Here is a 15,511-nt window from a genome sequence, read left to right on the forward strand (position 1 = left end):
GATTAATAGCTTCTGGCGATTATCACGCGTTTTGTGGATGGCTTGCCCGACACCATGTCGGTGCCCGGTGTCTGCTCCACGCCGAACGGGATGCAGCGGATGGTGGCCTGTGTCTCCTCCTTTATCTTTGCTTCGGTCTCGGCGGTGCCGTCCCACGGGCAGATGAAGAAGCCTCCGTCTTTCACCTTTTCCTTGAATTCCTCGTAGTTGTCGCATTCGTAGATGCGCTCGTCGCGGTATGCCTTCGCCTTGGCGAAGATGTTTGCCTGGATGTCGTCGAGCAGCTGCTCCACGTGTTCCACGATGCCTTCGAGCGGGCGTGTCTCCTTCTCCAGGGTGTCGCGGCGCATGATTTCCACGGTGTTGTTCTCGAGGTCGCGTCCGCCCATCACGAGGCGCACTGGCACTCCCTTGAGCTCATAGTCGGCGAATTTGAATCCTGGGCGCTTGTTCTCGGCGTCGTCGTATTTCACGCTGATGCCGGCCTTTCTGAGGGCGCTGATCACGGGCTGGAGCTTTTCGCTGATGGCGTCGAGCTGTTCGCGGCCCTTGGTGATGGGCACGATCACCACCTGTATCGGCGCGAGCTTCGGTGGGAGCACCAGGCCGTTGTCGTCGGAATGGGTCATGATGAGCGCTCCGATGAGGCGGGTGGACACGCCCCATGATGTGGCCCACACGTATTCAGGCTTGTTGTCCTTGTTGAGATAGGTCACGTCGAAGGCCTTGGCGAAGTTCTGTCCGAGGAAGTGGCTCGTGCCGCTCTGCAGCGCCTTTCCGTCCTGCATCATGGCCTCGATGGTGTAGGTGTCGAGGGCGCCGGCAAAGCGCTCTGTCTCGCTCTTCACGCCTCTCACCACGGGCACGGCCATATACTGCTCGGCAAAGTCGGCATAGACGTGGAGCATCTTCTGTGCCTCGGCCTCGGCCTCCTCCTTCGTGGCGTGGGCTGTGTGGCCCTCCTGCCAGAGGAACTCTGAGGTACGGAGGAACGGACGGGTGCGCATTTCCCAGCGCATCACGTTGCACCACTGATTGCACATGAGCGGCAGGTCGCGCCATGAGTGTATCCAGTTCTTGTATGTGTTCCAGATGATGGTCTCTGAAGTGGGGCGGATGATGAGCTCCTCGTCGAGCTTGGCGGCAGGGTCTACCTCAACGCCGCTCTTGTCTTCCTTGGCCTTCAGCCTGTAGTGGGTCACGACGGCACACTCCTTGGCGAATCCCTCCACGTGTTCTGCCTCACGCGAGAGGAACGACTTGGGGATGAGCAGGGGGAAGTATGCGTTCTGGGCGCCTGTCTCCTTGAACATGGCGTCGAGTTGGTGCTGCATCTTCTCCCAGATGGCATAGCCGTAGGGCTTTATTATCATGCAGCCTCTCACGGGCGACTGCTCTGCCAAGTCGGCCTTTGTTACCAGGTCGTTGTACCACTGGCTGTAGTTCTCTGATCTTTTCGTAAGTTGTTTTAATTCTTTTGCCATTATCGTAATTGTTGTTTTGTTGACGTGATTGTATTCATTGCTGACGGGGTGTCGGCATGGGATTCCATCCGGGCCTCCTTTCCGTCATTTGGCTGCAAAATTATAAAAAAAAAACCAAACCATATATATATGCCGGGATATTTTCCCAAACCAAGGCCATGCGATTGACGGCTGCAGGCGGCAGTTTGCCACGTTGATATGTCAAAGTGTTTCGTAAAGACATGATTTTTGATATTGTTTTGTAAAAAACTCTTCCGTTTTTTCTGAATATTGAAAAATTGCTTTACCTTTGCATTTAGGAGAAAGTGCCACACGGATTGTGGCGCCCGATTCATTGTGTTTGTATAATACTTTGAAACATATTAACTTATATAATACTACACACTATGTCGAATTGCAAAGAGCAACTCTTTACGGAGTTTAAGGCTCCTACACGTCAAGAATGGCTTGACAAGATTCAGGTGGACCTGAAGGGAGCCGACTTTAACAAACGTCTCGTCTGGCGCACAAACGAGGGATTCAACGTGCAGCCTTTTTATTTGAAGGAAGACCTTGAGAACCTCAAGACACCAGACTCACTTCCGGGAGAATTCCCGTTCGTACGCGGCAACAAGAAGGGCGACAACGCATGGTACGTGAGACAGCGCATCATGGCCGACGACGCCGCAGCGGCAAACGAAAAGGCGCTGGACATCCTGAACAGGGGAGTGGACTCGCTGTCGTTCAAGATACCGGGAAAGAACATCTCCAAGGATTTCGTCGAGACACTGCTCAAGGGAATCGAATGCGAAGCCGTGGAGCTAAACTTCAACACCTGCAAACGCCACACCCTGGAACTGGCAAAGATCCTGGACTGGTATTTCACGGCGAAGGGATATGACAAGACGAAGATCGTGGGTTCTTTCAACTGGGACCCGATGGAGAAAATCGTGGTGAAGGGACTCGACACGGTGGCCCTGCTCGCACAGGCACCGCAGATCGTGGAGGCAATGAAGGAATACCCCAACTTCCGCACAATCTGCGTGAACGCTGTGGCGCTCAACAACAACGGAGCCTACATCGTGCAGGAACTCGGATATGCACTGGCATGGGGCAACGAATACATGAACCAGCTCGTGGAAGCAGGAACAGACGCCGACGAGGCTGCAAAGAACATCAAGTTCAACCTCGGCATCTCGGAGAACTTCTTCATGGAAATGGCAAAATTCCGTGCAGCCAGAATGCTGTGGGCGGAAATCGTGAAGCAGTATGCACCGAAAGACGACGCATCATGCATGATGTGCGTGAACGCTGCCACATCAAAATACAACATGACGATGTTTGACAGCTATGTCAACATGCTCCGCTCACAGACAGAGGCAATGAGCGCCGCTCTCGCCGGAGTGCATTCAATAGAGGTGTTGCCGTTCGACGCCGTATACGAGACTCCTAACGAATTCTCGGAGCGCATCGCACGCAACCAGCAGCTGCTGCTCAAGGAGGAGAGCCACTTCGACAAGGTGGTGGACCCGGGAGCAGGAAGCTACTTCATCGAAGAGCTCACCACATCGCTCGCCAACGAGGCCTGGAAGATCTTCCTCAACGTGGAAGACAACGGTGGATTCCTGGAGGCTGCAAAGAAGGGAATCGTGCAGGACGACATCAACGCCACAAACGCCAAGCGCCACGACGCTGCCGCAAAGAGAAAGGAATTCATACTGGGTACAAACCAGTTCCCTAACTTCACGGAGAAAAGCGAAGGAAAGCGCGCAAAGAACGCATGCTGCGGATGCGCTGACAAGGGCGCACACGAGGAAGCCTTCAAGGCTATAAAGACAACACGTCTGGCTGCCGACTTCGAAGACCTGAGAATCTCGGTGGAGGAAAGCGAGAAGACTCCTACCGCCTTCATGCTCACTATCGGAAACCTGGCAATGAGACAGGCTAGAGCACAGTTCAGCTGCAACTTCCTGGCTTGCGCCGGCTACAAGGTGATGGACAACCTCGGATTCAAGACCGTGGAGGAAGGCGTGGACACAGCACTCAAGGCTGGCGCCGACATCGTGGTGCTTTGTTCGAGCGACGACGAATATGCTGAATACGCAGTGCCTGCCTTCGAATACCTCAACGGCAGAGCCATGTTCGTAGTGGCTGGAGCACCGGCATGCATGGAAGACCTCAAGGCAAAGGGTATAGAGAACTTTATACACGTGAAGTGCAATGTGCTTGAGACATTGAAGGAGTATAACCAAAAACTGGGAATAAAATGAGAAAGAATTTTAAAGACATAGATATTTTTTCAGGTATAAAGAGCGTTGATGGCGCTGCTTGGCAGGAGTCAAACAACATCAAGGCAAACTGGAAAACCCCTGAACACATTGAGGTAAAGCCTGTTTATACCAAAGAAGACCTGGAGGGCATGGAGCATCTCGGATATACTGCCGGCCTTCCTCCGTTCCTGCGCGGACCTTACAGCATGATGTATCCTTTCCGCCCATGGACAATCCGTCAGTATGCAGGATTCTCTACTGCCGAGGAGAGCAACGCATTCTACCGCAGAAACCTCGCCAGCGGACAGAAAGGTCTGTCGGTGGCATTCGACCTCCCTACACACCGCGGCTACGACCCGGACAACGCTCGTGTGGTGGGCGACGTGGGTAAGGCTGGCGTGTCTATCTGCTCGATCGAGAACATGAAAGTGCTCTTCAACGGAATTCCGCTCAACAAGATGTCGGTATCTATGACCATGAACGGTGCCGTGTTGCCTGTAATGGCATTCTACATCGTGGCAGGACTGGAGCAGGGAGCCAAGCTCGAGGAGATGGCAGGAACAATCCAGAACGACATTCTCAAGGAGTTCATGGTGAGAAACACCTACATCTACCCGCCTGCATTCTCAATGAGAATCATCAGCGACATCTTCGGATACACATCCAAACTGATGCCTAAGTTCAACTCTATCTCTATCTCCGGTTACCACATGCAGGAGGCTGGAGCTACGGCAGACATCGAGCTGGCTTACACCATCGCCGACGGTCTGGAGTATGTGAGAGCCGGTGTGAACGCAGGTATCGACATCGACGCCTTCGCTCCACGTCTGTCTTTCTTCTGGGGAATTTCGATGAACCACTTCATGGAGGTTGCCAAAATGCGCGCAGCACGTATGCTGTGGGCAAAGGTAATCAAGCAGTTCAACCCGAAGAACGCAAAGTCGCTGATGCTCAGAACACACTGTCAGACATCAGGATGGTCGCTCACAGAGCAGGATCCGTTCAACAACGTGGGTCGTACCTGCATCGAGGCAATGACTGCAGCCCTCGGACATACTCAGAGTCTGCATACAAACGCTCTCGACGAGGCCATCGCATTGCCTACTGACTTCTCTGCACGTATCGCACGAAACACTCAGATTTATATACAGAACGAGACCAAGATCTGCAAGCACATCGACCCATGGGCTGGTTCATACTATGTGGAGAGCCTGACAAACGAGCTCGCACACAAGGCATGGGAGCACATACAGGAAATCGAGAAGCTCGGCGGAATGGCAAAGGCCATCGAGACCGGAGTGCCGAAGATGCGCATCGAGGAGGCTGCCGCACGCACACAGGCTCGTATCGACAGCGGTTCGCAGGTTATCGTCGGTACTAACAAGTATCGTCTTGACCATGAGGATCCTATCGACATCCTGGAGGTGGACAACTCTGCTGTAAGAGAGGAGCAGGTGAAGGGACTCGCTGAACTGCGTGCAAACCGCGACAACGAGAAATGCAAGGAGGCTCTTGCTGCACTCACAGAATGCGTGCGCACGGGAGAGGGCAACCTCTTGGAGAAGGCTGTGGAGTGTGCCAAGCTGCGCTGCACCCTTGGAGAGATCAGTGATGCCTGCGAGGAAATCGTAGGACGTTATAAAGCAGTTATAAGAACAATTTCAGGCGTGTATTCATCAGAAAGTAAGAACGACTCAGATTTCCATAAGGCATGTGAGTTGACGGAAGAGTTCGCTAAGAAGGAAGGACGCAGACCACGTATCTTCGTTGCTAAAATGGGTCAGGACGGTCATGACCGTGGTGCCAAGGTAGTGGCTACAGGATATGCTGACTGTGGCTTCGACGTGGATATGGGACCATTGTTCCAGACTCCGGCTGAGGCTGCAAGAGAGGCTGTGGAGAACGACGTGAACATCGTGGGTGCCAGTTCGCTCGCCGCTGGTCACAAGACTCTCATTCCTCAGCTTATTGAGGAATTGAAGAAACTCGGACGTGAGGACATCATGGTTATCGCCGGTGGAGTTATCCCGGCACAGGACTACGACTTCCTCTACAAGGCTGGTGTGGCTGCAATCTTCGGTCCTGGCACTTCAGTGGCAAAGGCTGCCTGCGAGATGATGAACATCTTGCTCGACAAGTAAAAGCTATCTTCTTGACGGACAGAGGCTTGTCTCGTTTTGTGGAATAAAAACTTTTATCCGGACAAGTATGATTGTTCTGCGAAATTGGTCTGTTGCCTTTTGACAAGCGGCAGACAATTTGGAAATGCTATAAAAAAAGATGCGTCTTGCAATGGCAGGATGCATCTTTTTTTATAGGCTGATAAGAATATCCTTCCTCCTGGCAGACCACGGACTATACAACAATGGCAGCAGCTGCCACTACAGCGATGATTTCAGCAGCAAGGCAGATGTGCAGACTTGATGTCATGTCGGAGAATGTTATAGGACGGGCATTTGAACCGATATAGGGCTTATAGAACAGTTCGCCGAAATAATCGTGAGGACCGCCGAAACGGCAGTCGAGCAATGACGAGAGAGCGGCCTCAGGCCATCCGCTGTTAGGCGAGGCATGGCAACGGGAGTAACGTCTGGTAGTTTGCAGGTAATACGCAAGAGAGCGTCCTGAGCGCGATCTGGAGAACTGCATATAGCCCCATCCTGCCAATATCATCAGCAGGGCGGTGAGGCGTGCAGGCAGATAGTTGGCTATGTCGTCGATGCGGGCTGCCCAGCAGCCGAAGTCTTTGTAGCGCTTGTTCTGATAGCCTATCATGGAGTCGAGGGTGTTTATCATCTTATAGGCCATCATTCCCGGCACACCAAGCAGGGCAAACCAGAAAAGCGGAGCAATGACACCATCGGAGAGGTTTTCGGCAAGTGTCTCCAGAGCTGCCGTAGACACTTCCTGCCGGGAGAGCGACAGAGTGTCGCGGCCCACAATCCTGGCCACCTGCTGTCGGCCCTCGTCAAGTCCCAGTTCTAGTTTTCCGAATACCATCCTCACTTCGCGGCGCAACGTCTTTCCGGCAAGGCAGAAGAAGACGCAGAGCGACCCCAACGCATAGGAGAGCAGCGGAAAAGCCCATCCCGTGTCGTAGCTGTCTGTCAGCATTCTGAGCGCCTCTGTCAGCAGCCACATGATGCCGAACGTCATCAAGATGCTTGAAACGGCAAAGACAGCACCTTTAAGTCGCTTTCTTTTGCCGCGGTTGAGCCTGTGTTCGCCCATGGAAATCCATCTGCCCATATATACCACGGGGTGGGGGAGCCGTGAGGGGTCGCCGAAGATGATGTCGAGAGCCCAACCTGTGAGAAGGCTTGCTAACATGATGTGGGTATTCAGAAAATTCATTGTTTCATCCATTCTTCCAGAGATTTTATCAGTTTGTCGTTTTCTTCGCGAGTCTGCACGGCTATGCGGAAATGCTGCGGAGTGAGCGTCTCGAAGTTGCTTGCGTCACGTATCAGTATGCTGTGTGGAGCAACGAGGAATTCCTTCAGCGTGGCAGCGTCTGATTCCGGCAGTCTGCAGAGCAGCATGTTTGAGTCTGAAGGATACGTCATTATGCCAAGTTCCTCAATGAGCCTGCCTACCCGTTCCCGCTCAGAGCAGAGAGCTGCCGTGTCGATGCTATAGTCTTCATGGTGTTTGAGCAGAAACATGCCGGCGCAGATGGCAAGGCTGTTTACCGACCACGGCATGCGGTGGCTGCGGAGCAGGGATATGAGTCGGCGGCTGGCAGTGACGAAGCCGAGGCGCAGTCCGGGGATTCCGAAGTCTTTTGTCATGGAGTTCAGCAGAAGCACATTGCCTTGACGGGCACACTCCCGGGGCTGGAGAGTACGCTTGAGCGTGTAGTGGGAGTAGCTCTGGTCGATAATGAACAATGTGTCGGGATTGTTGCTGATGACGGCAGACACGACATCGTGGTCTGTCACGGTGCCTGTGGGGTTGTTGGGGTTGCAGAACCACACGGTGTCGTTGTTGCCGAACCGGTCGGATGGCGTTATCTTTGACAGAGTGTGGATCCGGCTGCCGTACATGCTGCAGGCGTCGCCATATTCTGCGAAGGTGGGTTGCAGGATGTGTTGTGTCTTCCCACTGAAACATTGGGCAATGAGGTATATGGCCTCCGTGGCTCCGTTGGTCACCATAATGCAGTCTGCCTCAACACCTGTCTGCCGTGCTATCGCTCTTTCGAGAGATGCTGGCGCAGGTTCAGGGTAGCTTGTTATGAGTGGCAACTTTTCGGAGAGATAGGCGAAAAGCCGCGAATGGTCGAAGTGGTTGAATATGTTGGTGGAGAAGTTCATCTCCACATTCTTGTATTTATATAGGTCGTCGCCGTGTCCATGTATCATGGTGTCATTATTTTGATAAGTTTTTCTATGTCTACATATTTTCTCACGTGGTCGGCAAGGAGGTCGTACTGTCTGTTCTTGAATTCCTCAATGCTGACATTGCCTGCCTTGGCTTTACTCTTGCAGAGGGGGGTGATGAAATGGTCTGTCACGGCAGAGTTGTCGAGAAATCCGTGGAGGTAGGTGCCCGTGCAGTTGTTTCCGCTGACAATAAGGTCGGCTTTCTGGCCTGCTCTGTCGTTGCCCTGGCTGTAGGTGGTAATGCCCTGATGGATTTCGTAGCCTTTGCACTCTTTACCGTTGAAAATGAAATCCGTCTGCCGTGTGGTCTTTTCTGGCAACATCTCGGTTATGGTGTCGAGAAGGCCGAGTCCGGGCAGTTGCGGAATGCTGCCTTCCACGGCATGAGGATCAAGCACCGATTGCCCCAACATCTGATAGCCGCCACAGATGCCGATGACGGTCTTCCCGTTGCGATGTGCCCTTACTATTGCTTGGGCAACACCGTTTTTGCGCAATTCGTATAAATCGTCGAGGGTTGCTTTCGTGCCGGGCAGAATGATGATGTCGGCTTTTTCTATATCGGCGGTATTGTTGGTATAGAACAGGTTGACGCGCTCGTCGCGCTCCAGTATGTTGAAGTCTGTGAAGTTTGATATATGTCGGAGCAGCACCACCACAACGTTCACCTTGTCGGTAGCCATCTGACGGGCTTTGCGCTCCAGTTCCACGCTGTCTTCCTCTTCTATCACGATGTCTTTGAACATCGGTACTATGCCCAGCACAGGGATGCCGCATATCTGCTCCAGTAGTTTCTTTCCCTCATCGAAGAGACGAATGTCTCCGCGGAACTTGTTTATTATTATGCCCTTTATCCTCTTCCTGTCATCGGGAGTCTGCAGCATCACACTGCCATAGCATGATGCAAATACACCGCCACGGTCTATATCAGCCACGAGAATTACGTCAGCGTCGGCATGCCGGGCCATTGGCATGTTCACGAGGTCTGAGTCGCGTAGGTTTATTTCAGACACGCTCCCGGCACCCTCCATGATAATCGGACAGAAAGATTGGCTGAGCCTGTCGAAGGCTGCGTTCACTGCCTTGCGTAGTTCTTCGCGACCCTCTTTGCGGAAATAATCGTATGCCGAGCGGTTGCCTATCGGTCGTCCGTTCAGTACCACTTGTGTGGTGTGTTCGGAGTTGGGTTTCAGCAGCAGGGGGTTCATGTCTGTAGTGCAGACCACTCCGGCAGCTTCTGCCTGTACAGCCTGGGCACGGCCGATTTCCAGTCCGTCGGGTGTGGCATAAGAGTTGAGAGCCATGTTCTGCGCCTTGAAAGGGGCAGGGTGGTAGCCCTCCTGCAAGAAGATGCGGCAGAGGGCAGTGGCAATTATGCTTTTGCCTACGTCGCTTCCAGTGCCTGCAAGCATTAAAGGGTGTAATATATTGTGTGTCATAATGTTATAGTCTGATTGTTGAAATTTTGAAGAAGGGGAATCCAGTCTCTGCCCAATACCAGTGGGTGTAGCCTGCTACTACATTTTTATATCTGTATAGAGCCGTGGTGGTCTTGGTGTTTTTTGCAGAAAGCTGTATGCATTCTTTGTGTATTTCCCCATTGTAAAAGCTCTTGTTGTGAGAGGTCTCGTCTGTCAGTGTAACGTCATCATTGATGTCGGAATAATGGAATTCATGTCCTCTTATGCATTGGTTCCTGCCATCGATTGTCAGATACATCTGTCTGTAGCCCAGATGCAGGCGGGCGTCGCGCATCGAGGCGCTGAAAGGGAAGACACCGCACATCGGAATGTTGTCAATATCGTGGCACAGGTACATGAAACCTCCACATTCTGCAAATATCCTGCCTCCGTTTTCGGCATAGGCCTTGATTTCTGCCATCATTTCAGAATTTCCCGAGATGTCGTCGAGATATAGTTCGGGGTAGCCTCCTGGCAGATAGAGAATATCGCACGAAGGCAGATGACTGTCGTGAAGAGGTGAGAAAAACCTGACTTCGCCCATTGTGCGGAGCGAGTCGATGTTGGCACGATATATGAAGTTGAAAGCCTCGTCTTTTGCTATCAGGATTCTCATGATTCAAGGATTTTGTCAATGTCTACATGCTTTTCTATTTCTTTGGCGGCAGCTTCTATGATGCGGTTCATTTCCTGTCTTTCGGATATTGTAAGCCCAAGATGCCTGCCTGGGATTGTCAGTTCGCTGTTCTTGGCCATATAGCCAAAGCATTCCACTCCGGCGTCGTTGCAGGCAGATTTCAGAAACCGGAAATGATTTTCAGACCCTACGTTGTTGAACACCACTCCGGCAATCTGAAGATTCTTGTTGAAATTCTTGAAACCATAGATCAGCGGTGCCACGCTGTAGGCCATCGACTTTGCGTTGACGATGAGGATGACAGGAAGATGGAGCATGATGGCAATCTCGGCGCTGCTGCCGTGAAAACCGTCGTAGCCGTCGAAGAGTCCCATCACGCCTTCTGCTATTGCAACGTCGGCATTTTGTGAATAATCCGAGAATATTTTTCTTACATGTTGGGCAGAGGCCATGAAGGTGTCGAGGTTAAGGCTCTCGTTGCCTGACGCCATATGGTGGAAGATGGTGTCGATATAGTCAGGGCCGCATTTGAAAGGCTGCACGCAGAGTCCTCGTTGGGTGAGAGCACGCAGCAGTCCCATTGTGAATGTCGTTTTGCCGCTGTTTGATGTGGCGGCTCCTATGAGGAATGATTTCATTGTCGCTATGTTTATGTTTGTCAGATCAGGTTTCTTTTCTTTTTCAGTAGGATAGACAATGCTATCGGTGCTCCGATGAGCGATGTGACTGAGTTAATCGGAAGTGCTCCTTCGAAGCCTGGCATTCGGGCAATGAAGTTGCAAAGCAGAGCCAATGCCGCTCCGCAAAGCACGTTGGCTGGCAGCAATATATTGTGGTCGGTGGTGTTGAAAAGACCGCGGCATATGTGAGGCACGGCAAGACCGAGGAACATTATAGGACCACAATAGGCGGTAACGATAGCGGTGAGAGTGCCGGCGGAGGCAATAGTAAGCATTCGTGCCCGTTTGACATTGAGACCGAGATTCGTGGCATAGAGGTCACCCAAGAGCAAGATGTTCAGTGGCTTTGCGAGTAGCATGACAAATGGCAGGAGAAAAGCGGTGAGACCGGTGAATACATATACCTGTCCGCCTGTGACGCGGGAGAAGGAACCGAGCCCCCAGATTACGTAGGCTCGTATATCTTCCTCGCTTGAGAAATATTTGAGCACTCCGATGATGGCTGTGGCAATATAGCCTATGAGTACACCGGTGATGAGCAGAGTGACGTTGCCTTCCACCTTATGGGAGAGAAAGACTATCAGCGACATCACGAGCATGGCACCGAAAATGGCGGCAATGGTTATGGCTGTGTTGCCGATAATGCCGAAACTCGACAGGGCTGTGCCGCCGATGGCTCCGCTTAGCAATACAACGAAAGCTACACCAAGACTTGCAGCACTGGAAATGCCCAGTACGGAAGGTCCGGCAAGGGGATTGCGGAAGACGGTCTGCATCTCAAGTCCGGCTACAGACAAGCCTGCGCCACAGGCCATGGCTGTAATGGTTTGAGGCAATCGCGTGTATATTATGATATTTGTCCACACCTCAGCATTCGCTCCTTGCAGGGCCTTGTCGCTGAAGGGATTGAGGATTGTCAATACAGCGTTTACGGGAATGGCTACTGAGCCTACAGCCAGATTCAGCATAGCCAGAACTATGATGCCCAGTATGAGCAATGTCATCATTGTAGAGTGTCGCATATCAGTTTTATTTTTATTTCTCCTTGCGGGAAAACAGTCTTGGTGTTTTCATGGCAGAGAGATTTTATCCTTTCGAAAAAACAGGCTGGCATGATGTTCCATAGCTCCCTTGCCATTGTTATGTGGCTGATGGGAGATGGGTCTATGCCGAGTTGCTTGGCGGTGGAGATAAGGAAATCTTTGTTCATAACCACTTTGTGTGAGTGAGTGTCTAGGTTTCCATCCGCCAATTTCACTGCTTTTCCTATCATGATGGCGAGAGTTGCACGCCTGAATCCAATATCATAGGCAGCTTTCAGCGCCTCGCCAATGAAATTGCCGTAGTGTATGCAGCGTATGTCCCTTTCTTCCCTCAATGCCTTTTCGCTTTTCATTCCGGCAACGAGTCCGATCTCTCGTCGCCCCATGGCCCATGCCACTTCCAGTTCGCGGCGTATGCTTCGTATGAAGGCATCGTTGGAAAGAGGGTGGACAATGCCTGATGTGCCTAAGATGCTAATGCCACCAACCACACCTACCCTCGGATTGAAAGTATGTTTGGCTATTTCCTCTCCGTTCTCCACGCTTATCGTTACATCAACGTCCATGTTCGTGATACGGCTTATTTCATTTATAATCATTTTACGGGGCGTTGGGTTCACGGCAGGTTCGCCGATAGGGATGCCCAAGCCAGGAAGAGTGACGGTGCCAACGCCACTGCCATGAAGAAACCTTATCTGTTGTCGGCTCATCGTTGGATTGCCTGTATCCTGTTGTCTGACAGGGCAAGAGATGCGAGATGTTATTCTACAGCCTCTTGTCACATCCGGATCGTCGCTGAAGTCTTTTGTGACGGTGGCAATTCCTTTGGCGTTGTGTTCAACGGGGATAGTGAGTATTTCACCATCAGGAAGAGAGAAGGAAACTTCCTCGTCGTCATCATCAAACAAGAGGGAGAGAAGTGCTGCTTTTGTAGCAGCTGTGGCGCAGGCACCGGTAGTGAGACCTGTTTTCAGTGGAAAGAAATCGGGCATCATCTGTTCGATGCTTCGTCTTAGTCCGTATTTTCCTGTTACGTAAACCCAATCGCCGGGAAGTGCAGGATGCTCGATTACGTAGATTTTCAGCCCTAGTTTTTGTGCTGCCTCTATCTTTGCGTCGAATCCTCCGGACAATCCGCTTTCCTTGGTCAGTATGGCATCGCAGCCAATGCGCTTCATCATGGCCTTTTCAGCTTCGGCTGATGGTATCTCAAGGTTTTCGTTATACATTACCAGATGCTCACTTGGAAAACCTGAGACCTCCGCTTTGTCAAGACTCTCCTGTCTGTCGAGGATTCGGAAGAAAGTTGTATGTTTCCGCCAATAAGCTTCCAACTTACTGATAGTGTTTACTCCACTCAACGCCAGCAGACAGTTGATGTCGTCAGCTTCGAGTCTACTGATAGCTTCTTCATAGCTATGGCAATATGTCACACCGATGGCGTGGCGTGGGAAAGAACGTTCAACCCTTATTACAGGAATGCCTGCTTCTTCAATCGCCTTGTGCAGGTTTTCGGCAAAGGGGTGGGCAGCGTCGATGATGCAGCCGATATTATTGTCGTGGCAGAATGACTTTATCTCAGGGGCGGACATGCTTCCAGAGAGACGCACGCCGTTGTGCATCTCCACTTCTTGCAGCTTGCTTCTTGTGGAGTAGTAGAATGGCTTTCCTGCTTCTTCGCATACCTCCACAGCGATGCGGCCTTCTGTTGTGCCGCCAAAGATAAGTATCATTCTTTACCCTTTCTGAATAGATGAGTGAAATGTCCGTCGTAGAGTTTGCTCAGACCATTACGATTGTCGATAGCCTCTCCTACAACTATCATTGTTGTGAGAGTAAGGTTGTTGTCCTTGAGAATCTTGGACAGGTCTTTCAGTTGGCCACGATAAATGCGCTGCTCTTTCCATGTTAATTTATAGCATGCCGCAACAGGCGTTTCGGGAGGATAACCACCATCGAGGAGTTCTTTCATCACTTCGTCTACAATGCTGGCACTGAGGAATATACACATAGTGGATTGATGTTCTGCCAAGAGATGGAGCTTCTCTTTGTCGGGCATTGGAGTACGTCCTTCGCCACGGGTCAGGATGATAGTCTGACATTTTTCCGGGATTGTGAACTGGCTTCTGAGTTCTGCAGCGGCAGCAAGAAAACTGCTGATACCAGGAGTGATGTGGTAGTGCATACCGTATTCGTCGAAATATGCCATCTGTTCCTGTATGGCACCATAGATACAAGGGTCGCCTGTATGGAGACGCACTATGAGTTTTCCTTCGTCATAGAATTTCTTCATCAGGTGGAATTGCTCCTCAAGGTCCATTCCTGCAGATGAGCGTACTGTGGCTCCCGCTTTGGCACAGTATGTCAGTTCCTTGGGTACAAGACTTCCTGCATAAAGGATAAGATCTGCCTGCTCGAGGAATTTCCTGCCGCGCACGCTTATAAGATCAGGGTCGCCTGGACCAGCCCCCACTATTTCTATGTGTCCGTTGTCAAGGCTATTGTTCATGTCTGGTTTGTGGCATGCAAATTCGTCTTCACCAAGAGCCCATGTATAGAAAAACGTCTTGTCGCCGGCAGACACACTACCTTTCTGTTTCTCCACCACCAAACTGCCGTTTCTGCTTGCAGCCAATGCGGAAGCCTCAGCAACACCAAGGCAGCCTGTCACTTCAAATACCTTGTCGGAAGGGTTCGGAACCTCTATCTGGCAAAGAGTCTCGGCAGGATAGATATTCAGTTCGGCCCATGGCAATAGGGCTTGGAGTTTCTTCAATGCAGCCTCGTCTTTCTTCAATGTTATGGTTGAGACAGTTCGTATGCTCTCCATAGCATAGCCTTCATTGCGGACATTCGACAATATTTCGTTGGCAATACCAGTGGGAGCGTCTTTCTGGCAACCAATGCCGAGATTGAGGCATTGCGGACAATACTGGATATGTTTCACTCTGCTTATGTCATATCTGTGTGGAGACACCAAGATCAGCAATTCTTTATTCCATTTGTCATTACCGGTAGTCTTGTCGTTAGAATTGCCATCTGACAAATAGTCATTATAGCTGTCGTAGACTGTGACATGTGTCGGGCATGAGGATTTCAAATATCTTGTTCCTTCGTCATCCACTTCACACACGAGGGCGGTTGGGCATTTGTTGACAAATGTAGCGATGACTTTATTCATTTCCTCATTTGTCATTTTGGTGATTTGCCATCCGAAGCGCTTGGCTATGGTGTCGAGAGACCACAGACCGGTATTGTCGCTCTGGGTGGTTATAATAGCCTCAGCATTTATAACTTTCGCTATTTCTCGGGCAAGGCCGTTGGCACCGCCCACGTGTCCGCTCAAAACAGGAATTACGTATTTCCCTGTTGAGTCTACACATACTACTGCGGGGTCGGTGTGTTTGTCTTTGACAATGGGAAGTATTTTTCTCACGCAGATGCCCAATGCTCCGATGAAGACTATCGCCTCACCATCAAAGCACAAGTTTCCTTTTCGTATTTTGTCTGCAAGACGTCTGCCTGCATCGTTTATTGTCTCGTATTTTATCATATTGCTTTCAAACGTATTGT

General features: G+C 51.2%; 9 protein-coding genes and 1 pseudogene. 2 read left to right on the forward strand and 8 right to left on the reverse strand.

Going from position 1 to position 15,511, the window contains the following annotated elements:
• Positions 1 to 2: 2 nt before the first annotated feature.
• Positions 3 to 1,484 carry a proline--tRNA ligase gene (proS, locus tag ST42_RS08510; protein ID WP_022317286.1) on the reverse strand — a complete coding sequence of 494 codons (1,482 nt, stop codon included), beginning with the start codon at positions 1,482 to 1,484 and terminating at the stop codon, positions 3 to 5.
• Between the two features lie 386 nt (positions 1,485 to 1,870).
• Between proS and mutA the strand changes: the two genes are divergently transcribed.
• Entirely contained in the window at positions 1,871 to 3,733 is a 1,863-nt protein-coding gene (mutA, locus tag ST42_RS08520) for a methylmalonyl-CoA mutase small subunit (protein WP_044073187.1), read from the forward strand.
• Positions 3,730 to 5,874 (forward strand): methylmalonyl-CoA mutase, encoded by a 2,145-nt coding sequence (gene scpA / locus ST42_RS08525; protein ID WP_022317284.1) that lies wholly within the window; start codon positions 3,730 to 3,732, stop codon positions 5,872 to 5,874. The genes mutA and scpA overlap by 4 nt, the downstream gene beginning before the upstream one ends.
• A gap of 214 nt (positions 5,875 to 6,088) precedes the next feature.
• On the opposite strand, the gene cbiB is transcribed toward scpA, so the two are convergent.
• The 7 genes and pseudogenes from cbiB to cobM all read right to left on the reverse strand — a co-directional run bounded on the left by cbiB (position 6,089) and on the right by cobM (position 15,491).
• On the reverse strand, positions 6,089 to 7,087 hold the full coding sequence (gene cbiB / locus ST42_RS08530) for an adenosylcobinamide-phosphate synthase CbiB (protein ID WP_156139337.1): 999 nt from the start codon (positions 7,085 to 7,087) through the stop codon (positions 6,089 to 6,091).
• The gene (locus ST42_RS08535) at positions 7,084 to 8,097 is read right to left on the reverse strand and encodes an aminotransferase class I/II-fold pyridoxal phosphate-dependent enzyme (protein ID WP_044073190.1); all 1,014 of its coding nucleotides are present in this window, start codon (positions 8,095 to 8,097) and stop codon (positions 7,084 to 7,086) included. The genes cbiB and ST42_RS08535 overlap by 4 nt, the downstream gene beginning before the upstream one ends.
• The gene (locus ST42_RS08540) at positions 8,094 to 9,557 is read right to left on the reverse strand and encodes a cobyric acid synthase (protein WP_044073191.1); all 1,464 of its coding nucleotides are present in this window, start codon (positions 9,555 to 9,557) and stop codon (positions 8,094 to 8,096) included. The genes ST42_RS08535 and ST42_RS08540 overlap by 4 nt, the downstream gene beginning before the upstream one ends.
• A 4-nt stretch (positions 9,558 to 9,561) precedes the next feature.
• Positions 9,562 to 10,853 (reverse strand): annotated as a pseudogene (locus tag ST42_RS08545) (cobyrinate a,c-diamide synthase).
• A 20-nt stretch (positions 10,854 to 10,873) separates the two neighbouring features.
• A complete protein-coding gene (locus ST42_RS08550) occupies positions 10,874 to 11,917 on the reverse strand; it encodes an iron ABC transporter permease (protein ID WP_022317278.1) in 1,044 nt (347 codons plus the stop codon).
• The gene (gene cbiD / locus ST42_RS08555; protein ID WP_044073192.1) at positions 11,899 to 13,671 is read right to left on the reverse strand and encodes a cobalt-precorrin-5B (C(1))-methyltransferase CbiD; all 1,773 of its coding nucleotides are present in this window, start codon (positions 13,669 to 13,671) and stop codon (positions 11,899 to 11,901) included. Before cbiD ends, ST42_RS08550 begins: the two co-directional genes overlap by 19 nt.
• Positions 13,668 to 15,491, reverse strand: a complete 1,824-nt coding sequence (gene cobM, locus ST42_RS08560; RefSeq protein WP_231556985.1) for a precorrin-4 C(11)-methyltransferase — start codon at positions 15,489 to 15,491, stop codon at positions 13,668 to 13,670. The genes cbiD and cobM overlap by 4 nt, the downstream gene beginning before the upstream one ends.
• Between the last annotated feature and the right edge of the window lie 20 nt (positions 15,492 to 15,511).

It is taken from the genome of Prevotella pectinovora, assembly GCF_000834015.1.
GTDB classification, from domain to species: domain Bacteria; phylum Bacteroidota; class Bacteroidia; order Bacteroidales; family Bacteroidaceae; genus Prevotella; species Prevotella pectinovora.

What these genes read in the sequence shown, in the direction of transcription:
- proS (WP_022317286.1), bottom strand. Translation starts at nt 1,484, where the DNA reads ATGGCAAAAGAATTAAAACAACTTACGAAAAGATCAGAGAACTACAGC.
- mutA (WP_044073187.1), top strand. Translation starts at nt 1,871, where the DNA reads ATGTCGAATTGCAAAGAGCAACTCTTTACGGAGTTTAAGGCTCCTACA.
- scpA (WP_022317284.1), top strand. Translation starts at nt 3,730, where the DNA reads ATGAGAAAGAATTTTAAAGACATAGATATTTTTTCAGGTATAAAGAGC.
- cbiB (WP_156139337.1), bottom strand. Translation starts at nt 7,087, where the DNA reads ATGAATTTTCTGAATACCCACATCATGTTAGCAAGCCTTCTCACAGGT.
- ST42_RS08535 (WP_044073190.1), bottom strand. Translation starts at nt 8,097, where the DNA reads ATGATACATGGACACGGCGACGACCTATATAAATACAAGAATGTGGAG.
- ST42_RS08540 (WP_044073191.1), bottom strand. Translation starts at nt 9,557, where the DNA reads ATGACACACAATATATTACACCCTTTAATGCTTGCAGGCACTGGAAGC.
- ST42_RS08550 (WP_022317278.1), bottom strand. Translation starts at nt 11,917, where the DNA reads ATGCGACACTCTACAATGATGACATTGCTCATACTGGGCATCATAGTT.
- cbiD (WP_044073192.1), bottom strand. Translation starts at nt 13,671, where the DNA reads ATGATACTTATCTTTGGCGGCACAACAGAAGGCCGCATCGCTGTGGAG.
- cobM (WP_231556985.1), bottom strand. Translation starts at nt 15,491, where the DNA reads ATGATAAAATACGAGACAATAAACGATGCAGGCAGACGTCTTGCAGAC.